Source organism: Streptomyces mutomycini (genome assembly GCF_001700505.1).
Taxonomy (GTDB): Bacteria; Actinomycetota; Actinomycetes; order Streptomycetales; family Streptomycetaceae; genus Streptomyces; species Streptomyces mutomycini.
Genome location: NZ_MAPV01000371.1, coordinates 267 through 557, shown reverse-complemented (window position 1 = coordinate 557; position 291 = coordinate 267). Strand labels below are relative to the sequence as shown.

Sequence of the window (291 nt, the reverse complement as noted above, 5' to 3'; positions counted from 1 at the left end):
ATCCGCCGGGGGTTCGGGGGCGCCGCGAGTCCGGTGGGCCCGGGGCCCCTGGGCGGGGCGTTGGTGCGCGGCGACTGCGAAGAGGCGCGCTGCCGCTGCCTGCTGCTCATGTCCGCGCTCCCGGTGCGAGGGCCGCGTCCGGCAGGCCCGCGAAGAGGTCGTACTCCCTGGCACCGTCGCCCACGTCCGGGGTGCCCCGCACCAACTCGTAGTACTCGGTGGTGAAGAGGGGCTGCCCGAGGTCGTTCGACAGGGCGAAGAACGTTCCGTCCACGGTGATCTGGGTGGCGT

At 73.5% G+C, this 291-nt stretch carries 1 pseudogene; it reads right to left on the bottom strand.

From position 1 onward, the window contains the following. Positions 1–106 precede the first annotated feature (106 nt). Positions 107–291 (bottom strand): annotated as a pseudogene (locus BFF76_RS33225) (N-acetyl-1-D-myo-inositol-2-amino-2-deoxy-alpha-D-glucopyranoside deacetylase); the annotation flags it as partial.